The sequence below is a fragment of the Riemerella columbina DSM 16469 genome (assembly GCF_000374405.1).
GTDB lineage: Bacteria > Bacteroidota > Bacteroidia > Flavobacteriales > Weeksellaceae > Riemerella > Riemerella columbina.
The window spans coordinates 1-16,491 of sequence record NZ_KB894231.1; the positions used below are offsets into that span (position 1 = coordinate 1).

Below are 16,491 nucleotides of genomic sequence, written 5' to 3' on the forward strand. Positions count from 1 at the left end.
CCTAAAGCAAATATCGAGTGATGAATTATGAGTGATGAGTTAATGCATACGGCTTTCTGCTTACTGCCTAAAGCAAATATCGAGTGATGAATTATTAGTGATGAGTAGCATATAGCCTCTTGCTTACTACCTAAAGCAAATCTTATGCGCGTGTCACCCTGAACTTGGTTCAGGGTCTTTTGAGCCAGTAAATAGAGTATTAATCCGTAAAACGCTAAAATTAAAAATTCACGAATCCATAGCTATGTAATAAAACAGAATGAGTAAATAAATTCAACATAACAACATAGAGCCTAAAGCCTTCTGCTTACGGCTTAAAGCCTACTAAACTCTAATTTCTAACATCTCAACTCCACACATCAGTACATTTTACATTATTACATTAATCCATTGCTACATCAGTTAAATTACATCACCACCACATCATCATCACTATAGTTGCTTTGGTCTCTTTTGCGTTTAGGTTGCTCTACCCTTTCGCCTTGTTTAAAACGATAGGAAAACGATAGCGAAATACTACGCGGTTGCAATTGCATATAAGATTCTCTATTAGAGGTTTCAGAAAAGGTTTGTACCGTCATATTCCTTGTGTTGAAAAGGTCTTGAACATTCAGCGTAATGGTACCATCGCCATCGAGTACGGTTTTGCTAGCCCCAAAGTTTAAGGCATACATAGCTTTACGATTTTGGAATGCCGTTTTTTGTCCACCTCTATAAAACCCTTGCAATTGGAAACTCAAAGTTTTATCGACTTTAAAAGTAGAATTCAGCCTCATACGATTAGAAAAGCCACTGCCTTCAAAATTTGCGATACGGGATACCTTAGCCCCATCTTTATCCGTTACCTCATAAGTAGTAGTCCCTGTGGTTTTATAGCCAAATACATCTATACTTGCCATAACCTTCCACCATGAAAACAAATCAAAATTCGCATTAAGGTCTACCCCATATTTAGTATCATCCCCTAGGTTTATCGGGTTGGTATAGAAGACATTCGTGCGTTCATCAGGTCTGTAGACCAGCATTTTATCATCGTCAATTTTATGTTTTAAGTAAAGCGTAGGGTTTATAGTTACCGCTTTCTTTTGATAACTGTACCCCAATTCAAAAGAATGGACATAAGAAGGGTTAAGGTCTAGGTTTCCTAAAAATAAATTCTGGTCATCGGTTAAAGAAAAATACGGCACCATAAAAAACGCTCTTGGACGGTCTATCCTCTTAGAATAATTGAGTAACAATTGGTTATTTTTCCCTAAATCATAACTTAGATAGACACTTGGGAATAGATTATTATAAGACTTTTGCTTTTGGTCTATCAATTTACCATCTTCCAAATTTTTATAATCAATAGTCACTTTAGAATGTTCATCTCTTAGCCCTAATTGGTAGCCTAGATTGCCTATCTTATTTTTGTATTGCACATAGAAGGCATTAAACACCTCATCATAAGTCGTATCATTAGTAAATTTCCCTAAAGTACTAAACGCAGAGGCACTGCCGATACGCTCTTGGGCAACATTATGATAGGCATTATTATTAGCATCGAGTCTGTAGCCGAGTTCCAGCTTAGCCTGATCTCCTAGGTTGATTTCATAATCTACTTTTCCGATAATGGTTTTCTTTTCAGAGTCTTGCGTATTAAATGTGGTAAGGAAACTCATCTGAGGCAGACGGCTATCTGGGACGAATTTCCTATCGAAAACATTATTCGTTTCTTGAGCAATTTCTGTAGCCCCATTATTTTGGTTCGATTGATAACTTAGCGACACCGAAAGATTATCTCGATAACTAAATTTATGGTCTAATCCCAAATCCCCTTGGTAAGATAGATTACTACTATTCCCGCTACTTTTCCTCAACATGTACGGCGACGGCAAGACGCGGCTGTTATATAGATAAGTATAATAAGTATGGGCATCTTCAGTCCCTTTAAAACTTCTTAAGCTCCCCGAAATATTCAGTGAGGTTTGTTTCCCAAAATCGTAGACCATACCTGCTGTGGCATTATAAAAATCCGTGGCACTATTTCTTTCGCCCTCTTGTGAGGATTTTAATAATTGATTGGCACGGTTAAGGTCATTAAAATTGGTATTTGTACGAGTGGTTCCTTTGGACTCTCTATAGCCACCACCACCATTGACAAACCATGTAAGGTTGCCTTTTCGCCAACTCAAATTTGCGTTAAGATTAGTTTGTGGTAAATAGCCTATGGCACCAGAGACATTTCCATTAAACCCCGATTTTTTATTTTTCTTAAGAATAATATTCAATATTCCCGAAGTTCCCGATGCCTCAAATTTTGACGATGGATTGGTAATGACTTCTATTCTATCAATCTGATCTGCGGGAATGGACTGCAAGGCATTGGCACCATCGCCCATCCCAAGCATTGCCGAAGGTTTACCATTAATTAAGAATTTCACATTAGAACTCCCTCGCATAGACACTGTTCCATCAGGATCTACCTCTACCGAAGGTACATTTTGTAATACCTCTTGCAAACTTCCACCTTTACTTACAATATCCGAAGATACATCATAAGTTTTTTTATCCAATTCCACTTTATACGGCTTCTTGGTGACCGTCATTACTACTCCTTCTATGGTTTTGGTAGGAGCATTGGTGATACTGGCTTCTTTTTCTAATTTAAAAGCAGACAGCGTCTTAGCACCCGTTATATTTTGAGTTATCACCTTTCTTTTATAGTCAATAGCCTCTATGGTAATGGTATAGTTTCCTGGTGCTAAAGTAATCTGATAACGACCTTGTTCATCAGTTAAAACCGCATCGCTATATAAAGGGTTGGTAGGATGCTCAAAGGTAACCGACACATAAGGTACTGGATTATTTTGCATATCCACCACACGACCTGAAACCAATTGCTTCTGCTGTGCTGACGCCATACCAATAGCTCCTAAAACACATATTGTACTTAAATTTTTTTTATTTACGGGAAATATATGTTCAATAGGAAAGTTCATAATATAATAAGCTTAATATTTAATTTTAGCTGACAAAAATATCAATTTAAATCAATTATAAATTTATTTTTTCATTTTTAATATTTTTTTAACATTAATGATGCCCTTAGTATTCCTATATTTTTTTGTATGTTTGAAACTTAAAATTCTAAACTTATGCAGAACTATTTAGATTTGCTACAACATATCTTAGACCACGGTACAGATAAAACAGACCGTACAGGAACGGGGACGCGAAGTGTCTTTGGCTACCAACTCAGATACGACTTGGCTAAAGGATTTCCACTCGTTACAACTAAAAAAGTCCATCTCAAGTCCATTATTTATGAACTGCTTTGGTTTCTAAAAGGCGATACCAACATCAAATACCTTAATGACCATGGCGTAAGCATTTGGAACGAATGGGCAGATGAAAAGGGCGACTTAGGACCTGTATATGGAGCACAATGGCGTAGTTGGAAAGGGACAGATGGAAAAATCATTGACCAAATTTCTGAGGTCATCAACCAAATTAAAACCAATCCTGATAGCCGAAGGTTAATCGTTTCCGCTTGGAATGTGGCAGAAATCCCAAACATGGCTTTAGCACCTTGCCATTCATTATTTCAGTTTTATGTGGCAGATGGTAAACTATCGCTTCAGCTTTACCAGCGTAGTGCCGATGTTTTTCTAGGCGTGCCTTTTAATATCGCCAGCTATGCCTTACTGACGATGATGGTGGCTCAGGTCTGTGGCTTGGAAGTGGGCGACTATGTCCATTCTTTTGGCGATGTGCATATTTACAACAACCATTTTGAACAAGTGAAAAAGCAACTTTCAAGAACGCCAAAACCTTTACCCCAAATGAAACTCAATCAAGAAATCAAAGATATTTTTGATTTTAAATATGAGGATTTTAATTTAGAAAATTACGAGCCTTACCCAGGTATCAAAGCCCCTGTAGCCGTTTAAAATTCATTAAAAAATAGACATTCAAAATACATTGCTAATTATGAAAAAAGTTTTAATATCAGCCTTATTACTCGGAAGTTTAGTAACCTATACTACAAGTTTTGCCCAGACCGAAACCTCGGGCGGAGAAAAAATCTACCGTGCCACACACACCAAAACCACAGAACTCAAACACACCAAACTAAAAGTAGCCTTCGATTTCGATAAGGAACAAATGTCGGGTGAAGAATGGCTTACCGCAGCCCCCTACTTCTACCCTACCGATTCCCTAGTGCTAAACGCTAAAGCCATGCTTATCCACGAAGTGGCTTTGGATACCAGCGGTAAATTGAAACCGCTTAAATACACTTATAATAACGATATTCTAAATATCCAGCTGGATAAAACTTACAATAGAAATCAAGATTATACAGTCTATATTAAATACACGGCTCGTCCCAATGAAGTAAAAGCCGAAGGCAGCGCCGCTATTAATGATGCTAAAGGGCTTTATTTCATCAATGCACAAGGTAAAGACCCAGAGAAACCAACTCAAATTTGGACGCAAGGCGAAACTGAATCTAACTCGGTATGGTTTCCAACGATTGATAAACCTAACCAAAAAACCACGCAAGAAATTTATATGACGGTACCCAACCGATTCGTTACCCTATCCAACGGACTATTAAAAAATTCCACTCAAAATGGCGACCTTAGAACCGACCATTGGGTGATGGATAAAAAACACGCTCCTTATTTATTCTTTATGGGCGTAGGCGAGTATGCAGTCATCAAAGATAAATGGCGCAATATTCCCGTAGATTATTATGTAGAAAAAGACTACGCCGACTATGCCAAAGCGATTTTTGGAAATACGCCTGAGATGTTAGAGTTTTTCTCTAAAAAACTCAACTACGATTATCCGTGGGCTAAATATTCTCAGTTGGTTGGTAGAGACTATGTTAGCGGGGCAATGGAAAATACCACAGCGGTAATCCATGCTGAACAAGCCCAACAAAAACCTGGGGATTTAATTGATGATAACCGTTGGGAAAGTACCATTGCCCATGAACTATTCCACCACTGGTTTGGCGATTTGGTAACGGCAGAAAGCTGGAGCAACCTCACCGTGAATGAAAGTTTTGCCAACTATTCCGAATACCTTTGGAACGAATACAAATATGGCAAAGATGCTGCCGACTACCACCTGATGAACAATGCCAATGTCTATATTCACAACCCTTTTGATTATAGCAAAGACTTGGTCCGCTTTGATTATCAATCGCGCGAAGATATGTTCGATATGGTGTCTTATAACAAAGGTGGAAGCATTCTGCATATGCTAAGAAATTACCTTGGCGATGAGGCATTCTTTGCAGGCATCAGTGATTATCTAAAAACAAATGAATATGGTACGGGGGAAGCACATCAGCTTAGATTATCTTTAGAAAAAGTATCGGGGAAAGACCTTAATTGGTTTTTTAACCAATGGTATTTTGGCAATGGTAATCCTAAGTTAGAAGTTTCTTATAGTTATGAACCCGTAAAGAAAGAAACCGTAGTGAGCATTACACAAACTCAACCGCAATATTTTCAATTCCCACTGACTATTGATTTATATAATGGTAAATCGGTAAAAAGAGAGAAAGTTTGGGTAGATGCCAAACAAAAAAATAACTTTACCTTTAAAGTTGATGCCAACCCTGCTCTCATCAACATAGACCCTGATGGTGTACTCCTTGCTGAAGTTAGCGAGACTAAAACGCCAGAGCAGTATTATCTACAATATACCCAATCTAAAGCCTATAAGAGTAGAGCCTTAGCGGTAAAAAATACAAAAGAAAACTTAGACAATCCAACGGCTCAAAAAACCCTTTTAGCCGCGTTAAAAGATCCGTTCTTCCGTATCCGAATTCAAGCCTTAAATGCTTTAGACTTATCTCAAGCGAATTTGGAAAAAACTTTTGCTAAGGAAGTGGAACAGTTGGCTAAAAATGATCCGAAAACTTTAGTCCAAGCCGCTGCTATTAATGCCTTATCCAAAACTAAAAACAATAAATACCTACCAATTTACGAGAAAGGGGTTAATGAGGTATCAAATTCGGTTAAGGGTAATAGTCTTGCTGCTTTAGCCATGGTAGCACCAGAGCGTATCCAATCTTTAGCCAGTAAAATAGACTTATCCAATGCTTCCGAAACTTTGATTACCACACTACTCCCAACGATTGTGAAAAATAAGATTGAGCCTCAGATGCCTTATATTTCAAATATTGTGGCGTTTTATCCGTTCATTAAATTCCAAGATCCTGAATCGGGTGCCGTGTCGGAAGAGGGCTTTAATTGGATTATGAGTAGTAACAACTTAAAAGCAACTAAAAATATTGCCAAGATACTAACACAAGCCAAATCTCAAATGCCTGATAACCCACAGGTAAAAATGATGATTTCTCAAATGCTAAAAGACGGTATCAATAAAAAGATGGAAGTTCTAAAAGCCGATCCTAAAAACGATAGTCTTCATCAACAAGTGGAAGTTTTAAATCAAGTGGCAGAGTTGTATAGGTAAACGAAAAACCTATTTAATATTTTTAAATCCATTTCAAAAATTTTTGAAATGGATTTTTTGTTTTGGTTAATTTGGGATTATTTCTTCTTTTATTATACCATTCTCGAGTATTTTATACATCATAGAACTGGCTTAGAATGGTTATGTTTTGCGACACAAATTTCGTCAATCTTTTTTTACTTTAAATCAGTTAAATTCTAACTTTTCCTGCATTCATAATTATTTCACAATTAATCCCTATTTTTGTGCTTTCAAAATAGACTATGAAGAACTTTCTAAAATTGATAAGGGTAAAACAATGGATTAAAAACTTATTTGTTTTTGTACCATTATTTTTCTCTGGGCAAATCACCAATCTCGATTTATTTTATAAAAGCATATTTGCATTTGTGGTGTTCTCACTTACCGCAAGTACCATTTATATCATCAATGACTATTCCGACATAGAATCTGATAGAAAACACCCTAAGAAAAAGTTCCGACCTCTTGCCAGTGGAGCGATTAGTAAATCTACCGCCAAAGGAATGATCGCTTTATTTATGAGTTTGGTCGTGGGTGGCATTTTGTTCAGTTATTTTTACTTTAACATGGACTTGCTCTGGCAGTTTTCCATTATTATTGGGACTTATTTCATTATGAATCTAGCCTATACTTTTAAATTAAAACATGTCGCCATTATAGACATTACCATTATTGCCATTGGCTTCGTTCTTCGTGTGCTTGCTGGGGGATATATCACAGGCTTAATCATTACACAATGGGCAATATTACTGACTTTTGTATTAGCTTTGGTACTGGCGATTGGCAAGCGTAGAGGGGAATTAATTAACGCTCAGGTAACGGGTAAAACAAGAAAAGCATTAGATGGCTATAATATTCAGTTTGCAGATATTGCACTGGCAATCAGTTGTACTTTGGCTATTGTATGCTACTTGATGTTTACCTTATCCCCAGAAGTTCAAGCAAAATTTCACCCTAGAGTATTTTATACCGTCATTTTCGTTATGTTCGGATTTTTAAGATATCTGCAACAAACTTTAGTTTATAACAAAACCGAATCTCCTACCAGCATTATCTACAAAGACCACTATATCCAAATCACATTATTGCTTTGGATTATTGTATTTTTGTATCAAATTTATGCTAAATAAGCCTTAAATAAGGGTAACAAACACAAATTTCTTATGAAGAAAAATTATACTCAAAAAGTTTCTAACTGGGGCAACTATCCCATAGTGGAAAAAGAAATGGTAAGCGAAGACCAAATAGACCGCATAAAACAATATGTAAAAAACAAATCTGAACTGATTGCTCGAGGCAATGGGCGCTGTTATGGCGATGCATCTTTGGGTAACGCTATTTTTTCTACTAAAAGACTCAATAAATTCATAAGTTTTGACCGTATTAATGGGATTATTGAATGTGAATCAGGAGTTTTGCTTTCGGATATTTTAGAAGTGATAGTGCCACAAGGTTATTTTCTTTATGTTACCCCTGGGACCAAATTTGTGAGTGTTGGTGGCGCTATAGCCTCCGATGTTCATGGCAAAAATCACCATGCCGAAGGTTGCTTTTCAGAATATGTTATCGAGTTTAAACTCCTTAATCATAATGCCGAAATCCTAACTTGCTCTAGAGCCGAAAACGCAGATTTATTCTGGGCGACCATTGGGGGTATGGGCTTAACAGGGATTATTCTTTCGGCTAAGTTTAGACTAAAAAATATTGACAGTGCCTACATCAAACAAGAAAGTATAAAAGCTGAAAATTTAGATGAAATCTTCAAATTGTTTGAGGAAAGTGAAAGCTGGACCTATACCGTAGCGTGGATTGACTGCCTTCAAAAAGGAAAAAATATCGGTCGCTCTATCCTGATGCGTGGCGAACACGCCATGAAGCTAGAACTGCCTGATAAATTTGTAAAAAATCCCTTGAAACTTAAAGATAAATTTAAACCTACCATTCCGTTTTTCTTCCCTAGTTTTGTTTTAAACCAACTCAGTGTTAAGATATTTAATTGGTTGTATTATAAAAAACAATCTAAAAAAATGGTTAAAAACTTCGTAGATTACGAGACTTTTTTCTATCCATTAGATGTGATTAACGACTGGAATAAAATCTATGGCAAAACAGGCTTTATCCAATATCAAATGGTTATACCAAAAGACAAAGGCAAAGAAGGCATGACGAAAATTTTGGAAACCATCGCTAATAGTGGCAATGGCTCTTTCCTTGCGGTACTGAAATTATTTGGAAAAAACAATCCTGAAGCTTATAACTCTTTTCCTTTTGAAGGCTATACTTTGGCTTTAGATTTTAAAGTGAATAAAAAACTTAAGAAGCTCGTAGAGGATTTAGATAAAATTGTAGCAGAGTTTGGAGGTAGAATTTACCTCACCAAAGACAGTATGAGCGACCCTAAACTTACCAATTATCTAAAAAATGTAGAAGGCTATAAGTTTGTGTCTTTACAGCGTAAAAGGATTACAGGTAGAAATATATAAATTACTCAAAGGTAATAATTGTAACGGGAGAGAAGACAATTGTAATAGGGGAAAATATAAATGCAACCATAAAAAAAGCAATTGTAACAGGAGAGAAGACAATTGTAATAGGGGAAAATATAAATGCAACCATAAAAAAAGCAATTGTAACGAGAGAAAAGACAAATGCAACTAGTAAAATAAAATAGGTTCATCAACAACCTACTTTTCATTCAATATTAAGGTAACCATCATGAAATTTCGTACAGAGGTAGAAATAACACCATCCACACAGAAAATCCAAATTGAAGATCAAATATTTTCAATTGGTTCTTGCTTTGCCTCTGAACTTAACCATCGCCTTTCCGATGGTCAGTTACAAACGCTTCATAATCCTTTTGGAGTCATTTTCAACCCCTACTCTATTCGGAATGCTTTTGAGCGTATCGCAACTAAACAATACTATACCGAAGAGGAACTCATTTCCTATAATGGCAAGGCGATTTCTCTAGAACATCACACCGATTTTGATTATCCAAACACTCAAGAAACCCTCTATTACATCAACAAAAATATAGAGGATGCCCATCAGTTTCTTAAAAATACTCAATGGATCATCATCACTTATGGGACGAGTTTTATTTACAACTATTTACCGACAGATCAATTGGTCGCCAATTGTCATAAAATCCCTCATCATCAGTTTAGCAAACGGCTTTTAACCGATGTAGAACTCAAAAATAATATTAATAAAACCATAGAATTACTCCAACAGTTTACAGAAAATAAAGCACAAATTTTATTTAGTATTTCGCCTGTACGCCATACCAAAGACGGCATGGTAGAAAATCAATGGAGCAAAGCCAAACTGATTAACGCACTACATACCGTTTTAGAACAACAATCCAATGTCCACTATCTTCCCATTTATGAACTATTGATGGACGATTTGCGGGATTATCGTTTCTACAAAAACGATATGATTCACCCTTCTATACAAGCCGTAGATTATATTTTTGATAAATTCCAATCGGCTTACTGTACCCCAGAAACTCAAGAATTTATAAAAGAAAATATCAAAATAATGAATGGTTTAAAACACCGCCCAAAATCGACTACCAGTGAAGAATATCGGCAGTTTTTAAACCAACTTCAACAGAAAATTCAACATCAACAAACTAAAGTCAACTTTAGAATTTTTAAATCAACTAATTTATGATAGATACCCATACCCACCTCTACGCGGAAGAATTTGATAACGACAGAACGGAAGTCATAGAGAGAGCTAAAGCCATTGGCATCACTCATTTTTTCCTGCCCGCTATCAATTCTGAATACCACGAGAAAATGTTAGCATTAGAGCAGCAATATTCGGATTGTATGTCTGCGATGATTGGGCTTCACCCCACTTACATAAAACCAGAAACCTATCAACAAGAACTTGATTTGATAAAGCAATATCTCGCCCAGCGTCCCTTTTGTGCAATAGGCGAAATCGGAATTGATTTGTATTGGGACAAAACGCATTTAGAATTACAAAAAGAATGTTTTCGTCAACAAATTGATTGGGCAATAGAATTAGACCGTCCCATTGTAATTCATTCCAGAGATAGCTTTGATGAAACCTTTGAGGTTTTAGAAGAAAAAAGACATCCTAAATTAAGAGGTATTTTCCATTGTTTTACAGGAACTATTGACCATGCTCAACATGTGATAGACCTTAATTTTAAATTAGGAATTGGCGGGGTGGTTACTTTTAAAAATGGAAAAATAGACCAATTTCTAAACGAAATTTCACTAGAACATATCGTATTAGAAACCGATGCGCCTTATCTAGCCCCCGTTCCCTTTAGAGGTAAGCGAAATGAATCCGCCTATCTAGACAAAGTAATGGGAAAACTCGTTGATATTTACCAAAAGCCTTATGCTGAAATAGAGGAAATTACCACTCGGAATGCTAAAGTTGTTTTTGGGATGTAGCTAAATGTTATGTTGAAAAAAGTATAACTTTATTCTTGAAATACAAATTAGACTGAAGTACAAGCAAGTAAATTTCGATAAACTTTAAATAACAATGCCTTATCAAAATTTTGATAAGGCATTGTTAAGATTGTTATCCGTTAAGCTTTTTCCAAATGACATCTTTTAGTTCTGTCAATCCTTTATTAGTCACTCCCGAAATAAACAGCGGTTGTTTATGCTCTGGAAATTTAGCAGCAATTTCAGCTTCTAATTCGTCGTCTAATAAATCAGATTTGGAAATCGCGATGATATAATCTTTATCTAATAATTCAGGATTGTATTCTTTTAATTCGTTTTCTAAAATTTTAAACTCTTGGAAATAATCCTCTGCATCCGCAGGAATCATAAAGAGTAAAATAGAGTTTCTTTCAATATGTCTTAAAAAACGATGTCCTAAACCTTTGCCTTCTGCTGCCCCCTCGATAATTCCTGGAATATCTGCCATTACAAAAGATTGATGGTCTCTATATTCTATAATCCCTAAGTTGGGCGTTAATGTAGTAAAGGCATAGTCTGCAATTTTAGGCTTTGCCGCAGAAAGGGCTGCCAATAGTGTAGATTTACCCGCATTTGGAAACCCTACTAATCCTACATCTGCTAAGATTTTAAGCTCAAAAGTGATGTAGCCTTCTTCTCCTGGCAATCCTGGCTGGGCGTATCTTGGTGTTTGGTTGGTTGAGGATTTAAAATGTTCGTTGCCTAATCCTCCTTTACCACCTTCCATCAGAATGATTTCCTGACCATCTTCCATAATCTCACCCATCACCTCGCCATCTTGATTTTTGGCTATAGTCCCAATCGGTACTTCTATATACACATCTTGTCCATAGCGTCCAGTCAATTGATTTTTTCCACCGGGCTGACCGTTTTCGGCTTTTACATGGCGTGTATAGCGAAGCGGAAGCAGCGTCCATTCATGGGCGTTTCCCTTCATAATGATATGTCCTCCTCTACCACCATCACCGCCATCAGGTCCACCTTTAGGAATATATTTTTCCCTACGAAGATGGGCAGAACCTGCACCACCGTGACCTGATTTACAATGGATTTTTACATAATCTACAAAATTTGACATAACATTTTAATTTTTAGGACCTTTTTAATAGCATAAACGATGCCAGAGTCCATTTTTTATGAAAAGGAAAATTATAACTTTTCGATTTCAGTATAGAGTTTCTCAGAAATTTCATCAATATTGCCTACACCATTTACTTCCACATACTTCCCTTGCTTTTTATAAAGTTCTGCAACTTCAGCTGTTTTTGCGTAGTATTCTTTTATTCTATTTCTAATGATATTTTCATCTGCATCATCAGTTCTACCACTCGTTTTACCACGATTTAATAGTCTTTCTACCAATATTTCATCTTCTACAACTAAAGCTAAACAAATGCTAATCTCATCATTCAATTCATCTTTAACAATAGTTTCTAAAGCCTCCGTTTGTTTTGCTGTTCTAGGGAAACCATCAAAAATAAAGCCTTTGGCATCGGTAGGCTTTCTCAATTCATCTACCAGCATATCAATGGTCACTTGGTCTGGCACTAACTCACCTTTATCGATATAAGATTTTGCTAATTTTCCAAGTTCGGTATCGTTTTTCATATTATATCTAAATAAATCCCCTGTTGAGATTTGCTTTAGATTAAATTTTTTGATTAAGTTTTGAGCCTGCGTACCTTTACCACTCCCTGGAGGGCCAAATAATACAATGTTTATCATTTTATATTATATTTTTAGATGGGTATCCATCATGATTAATTAATGGTTAATTCTACCGTCTTCTAATTGATACAAATCGGGTAAATTTCTTCCTAATTCATCGTAATCTAAGCCGTAGCCTAATACAAATTTGTTAGGAATTTCCTTTGCCACATAGTCGATAGTAAAATCCTTTTTAAAAACTTCTGGTTTCAATAATAGAGAGGCAACTCTAAGGGACTTTGGACGATGCGTATTTTTAAAATATTCAAATAAACTTTCTAAAGTATTCCCAGTATCTACAATATCTTCCATTAAAATAATATGGCGACCTTCTACATCTTTCGTCAGTTCCATTTTGTTGTAAACAATTCCCGTAGAAGTTAAGCCACCATGGTAAGAACTTACTTGTAAAAAAGCCACTTCACATTGCCCTGGATAATGCTTTAGAAAATCTGAGAAAAACATTATTACGCCATTTAAAACACCTATGAAAACGGGGGTTTCATTTTTGTAGTCTTCATAGACTTTCTGTGCAAGTGTTTTAATATAGTTTTGTATTTCTTCATTTTTTAGATAAGGTACAAAAGTCTTATCATGAATTTTTATTTTTTCCATAATTTTTCCAAAAGGCAAATTTAAGAAATTTAAATGTTTTTAGGTAGTAATGTTGAAAAAATATATTTCACCATAATCTCACAAATTCAAAATTGTGTAGCTTCGCGATATAAGATTTTAACAAAACCTTAGTTTTTATTTAAGATAAAAGATTTCTTAAAACAATAAGTTTTCCTTATTTTCGTTGCTTTAAAAGAATTGAGTGTTAGAAAATTCATTATGAAAAAAAATAAATTTGTCCTCGCCGCTTTGGTGTTTTCTTTTGGAATATTCAAAGCACAACAAAGTCAGTTATTTAGAGATAAAAATCAATATCAGCAGGATTTAGCCCAGCAGCTATATCAACAGAATATCTATACGGCATCTCACCAAGCCTATACAGACCTCCATCTTTACAATACCCATATTGCAAAGTCTGAGAAAGTATTTTCGGGGTTTTATATGCATTTAATAGAGGTTTTATTACAATATCCCAATGCTGAGCAAGGGTTAGAATCTTTTATTGTGCAGCATCCTGAAGCTTCATCGTTTAATAATGCTAAAATGCCTTTGGTGGATTATTATTTAATAAAAAAAGATTTTGCTAAGGCTAAAGCATTGCTTAATCAAATTAATCCCAATCAATTATCGCCTTCCGAAACAACGCAATATGCTTTAAAATTAGGTTATGCCGAATTTATGACTGGAAACTCAGCGGTGGCGATAAAAACACTAAGTGATATCTACGATACAGCAGAAGAGCCCTCCAAAAGTGATATCGCCTATATGCTTGGACATTTGTATTATACCAATCAGCAAAATGCGGAAGCCCTTACTTATTTTGATACCATTCGGTATAAAGAAAAATACAATCATTTGGTACAACCTTATTATGTGCAAATGTATTACCAAAATAAGGACTATAACAGAGCCATATCTGAAGGAGAAAACATTCTAAATGAAAACCTTGCCGACGATTATAAGGCAGAAGTTCATAAAATCATTGGGGAAAGTTACTTTATGCAACAGAACTATTCTGCGGCTTATCCTCACCTAAAACAATACTTTGACTATAAAACCCAACCTAGCGAAAGCGATTTATATGAAATGGGATTTGTAGCCGCACAATTAGGTCTATACGAAGAAGCAGTTTCGTATTATAATCAATTGATTAACCAACAGTCTGCTTTGGCTCAAAATGCATACTACCAACTAGGAAACGCTTACCTTCAAACAGGTAAAAAGAAAGAAGCTCTATCGGCATTTCGTTCTGCTTATCAGATGAATTACGATGCGCAAATCAAGCGTTTAGCCCATCTACAATATGCTAAATTGAGTTATGATATTGGTAACCCTTACGAACCATCGCCGAGTGTGATTCAGGAGTACATTAAAAACTATCCAAAGCAATCCAGTGAACTACAACCGATTTTGGTGAAGTCTTACTTATATTCTGGAAACTATCAGGCTACTTTAGAAGCGATAAGACAAATGCCTCAGCAAAATACAGCGACTGAAAAAATAGAACAAGAAGCTGCTTATTTATTAGGAACAGAAGAATATAATAAAGGAAATTTCACACTGGCAGAACGCTATTTTAAACAAAGTTTAAAGTACCAACACAATACAGAATTTAATCTAAAAGCCCAATATTGGCTCGGACAAACTTACTTTCAATTAGGGGATTATCCGCAAGCAATTTCTACATTTGAACAATTAAATAAAACTAAAGGCAATTTCGACGAACGCCAACAGTTACCGTACGATTTAGGTTATGCTTACTTTAAGGCTAAAGATTTTGATAAAGCCAAGGAAATGTTTACTATTTATCTAAAAAATCCTCGCCCAGAATTTAAAGCCGATGCTGAACTAAGACTTGCCGACACACATTATGCCAATAATGAACTTAACGAAGCCATAGACCTCTACAATAAAGCCGATGCTACGGACGACTATACGCTATTCCAAAAAGCGATGGCACTTGGGTTTAAAGGCGATACCGAAGCCAAAATTGCAGAAATGAAACAGCTCGTAGCCCAACATCCACAATCTGACTATGTAGATGATGCCTTATACGAAATTGCAACGGCTTACGCAGCGAATGAACAGTTTAAAGAATCGGATACTTATTTCGATAAAGTGATAGCGACCAGCCAAGATGTACAATTAGTTGCCAATGCCGAAATCTATAAAGTTCAAAATGAAATTTCTAACCAGCAAGAGGCTTCCACTTCTCTTAAACGCTTAAGCGATAAATACCAGCATACGGCATTTGCAGAAAAAATTGCCATTGTTGCGAAACCTTATTTCATTAAAAATGGTGATGTGGTAGGGTATCAGAAATTTGTACAAGATTTAGGTGTTTCCATTAACCCTTCGGAAATGGATGAGCTTAATCTAACGACGGCAAAACAATTTTATACTAAAAAGCAGTTTGATAAAGCGATTCCTTACTACGAAAAGTATTTAAAATCCAATCTCAACTCTAACCAAGCCTATCAAGCAAGGTATGAGCTAGCAGAATCGTACTACCAAAGTGGGCAGGATGATGAGGCTTTGAAACAATTTAAACTGATTTCTACAGCAACCAACGACTATCAGGAAGATGCTAAAGTAAGAACTGCTCAAATTTTACTTCATCAAAATAAAGTGTCTGAAACGGTTACAGAATTAGAAACTCTGGTTAACTCTAACGATGCTAAAATAAAATCTTTTGCCCAAATCGAATTAATGAAATACTATGCCGATATAAAAGATTTTTCTAAAGCGGAACGCTATGCAGACCTAGTTTTAGCCAATACCAAAAACGCTACTGCCATTATAGAACAAGCCCGAGTGATAAAAGCCCGAAGTCTAATGTCTAAAGAAAAAGACAGCGAGGCACAAAAAGCATTTGCTCAGCTTGAAAAATCTGCCAATCCGAGCGTAGCCGCAGAGGCACTCTATGCCAAAGCCTATTATCAGAATAAAGGGAAAGCCTTTAAATCAAGCAACGAAACGATATTTAAACTGGCGAATAATTATGCTTCTGAAGAGTATTGGGGCGCTAAAGCCTTAGTGGTGATGGCAAAAAATTATTTAGCCTTGAAAGATAAATATCAAGCCAGCTATACTTGCGACCAAATTATTGCCAACTACCAAGATTTTCCAGAGGTAGTGGAAGAAGCAAAAGCGGTAAAGAAAACGATAAAATAAGTGAATTACACTTTAA

The 16,491-nt window shown here is 36.0% G+C and carries 11 protein-coding genes; 7 read left to right on the forward strand and 4 right to left on the reverse strand.

Annotation, left to right across the window (positions count from 1 at the left end; translation table 11 throughout):
• Window positions 1-407: 407 nt before the first annotated feature.
• Window positions 408-2,981, reverse strand: a complete 2,574-nt coding sequence (locus C237_RS0105750; protein ID WP_018675547.1) for a TonB-dependent receptor domain-containing protein — start codon at window positions 2,979-2,981, stop codon at window positions 408-410.
• 156 nt (window positions 2,982-3,137) lie between these two features.
• Here C237_RS0105750 and C237_RS0105755 point away from each other — a divergent pair, with 156 nt between their 5' ends.
• From C237_RS0105755 to C237_RS0105780, 6 genes are all read left to right on the forward strand, one after another.
• Window positions 3,138-3,932, forward strand: a complete 795-nt coding sequence (locus C237_RS0105755) for a thymidylate synthase (RefSeq protein WP_018675548.1) — start codon at window positions 3,138-3,140, stop codon at window positions 3,930-3,932.
• Window positions 3,933-3,972: 40 nt separating this feature from the next.
• Window positions 3,973-6,477 carry a M1 family metallopeptidase gene (locus C237_RS0105760; RefSeq protein WP_018675549.1) on the forward strand — a complete coding sequence of 835 codons (2,505 nt, stop codon included), beginning with the start codon at window positions 3,973-3,975 and terminating at the stop codon, window positions 6,475-6,477.
• Window positions 6,478-6,740: 263 nt separating this feature from the next.
• A complete protein-coding gene (locus C237_RS0105765) occupies window positions 6,741-7,628 on the forward strand; it encodes a decaprenyl-phosphate phosphoribosyltransferase (protein WP_018675550.1) in 888 nt (295 codons plus the stop codon).
• A 33-nt stretch (window positions 7,629-7,661) separates the two neighbouring features.
• Window positions 7,662-8,981, forward strand: coding sequence for an FAD-binding oxidoreductase (locus C237_RS0105770; RefSeq protein WP_018675551.1), 1,320 nt, complete (start codon window positions 7,662-7,664; stop codon window positions 8,979-8,981).
• Window positions 8,982-9,213: 232 nt separating this feature from the next.
• The gene (locus C237_RS0105775) at window positions 9,214-10,179 is read left to right on the forward strand and encodes a GSCFA domain-containing protein (RefSeq protein ID WP_018675552.1); all 966 of its coding nucleotides are present in this window, start codon (window positions 9,214-9,216) and stop codon (window positions 10,177-10,179) included.
• Window positions 10,176-10,940 (forward strand): TatD family hydrolase, encoded by a 765-nt coding sequence (locus C237_RS0105780; RefSeq protein WP_018675553.1) that lies wholly within the window; start codon window positions 10,176-10,178, stop codon window positions 10,938-10,940. The genes C237_RS0105775 and C237_RS0105780 overlap by 4 nt, the downstream gene beginning before the upstream one ends.
• A 133-nt stretch (window positions 10,941-11,073) precedes the next feature.
• Here C237_RS0105780 and obgE read toward each other — a convergent pair whose 3' ends face one another.
• The 3 genes from obgE to hpt form a co-directional block, all read right to left on the reverse strand.
• Window positions 11,074-12,057: a GTPase ObgE gene (gene obgE, locus C237_RS0105785; protein ID WP_018675554.1), complete on the reverse strand. Its 984-nt coding sequence runs from the start codon at window positions 12,055-12,057 to the stop codon at window positions 11,074-11,076.
• Window positions 12,058-12,128: 71 nt separating this feature from the next.
• Window positions 12,129-12,704 carry an adenylate kinase gene (locus C237_RS0105790; RefSeq protein WP_018675555.1) on the reverse strand — a complete coding sequence of 192 codons (576 nt, stop codon included), beginning with the start codon at window positions 12,702-12,704 and terminating at the stop codon, window positions 12,129-12,131.
• Between the two features lie 39 nt (window positions 12,705-12,743).
• A complete protein-coding gene (gene hpt, locus C237_RS0105795) occupies window positions 12,744-13,301 on the reverse strand; it encodes a hypoxanthine phosphoribosyltransferase (protein WP_018675556.1) in 558 nt (185 codons plus the stop codon).
• Between the two features lie 219 nt (window positions 13,302-13,520).
• Here hpt and C237_RS0105800 point away from each other — a divergent pair, with 219 nt between their 5' ends.
• Window positions 13,521-16,475, forward strand: coding sequence for a tetratricopeptide repeat protein (locus C237_RS0105800; RefSeq protein ID WP_018675557.1), 2,955 nt, complete (start codon window positions 13,521-13,523; stop codon window positions 16,473-16,475).
• Window positions 16,476-16,491 lie beyond the last annotated feature (16 nt).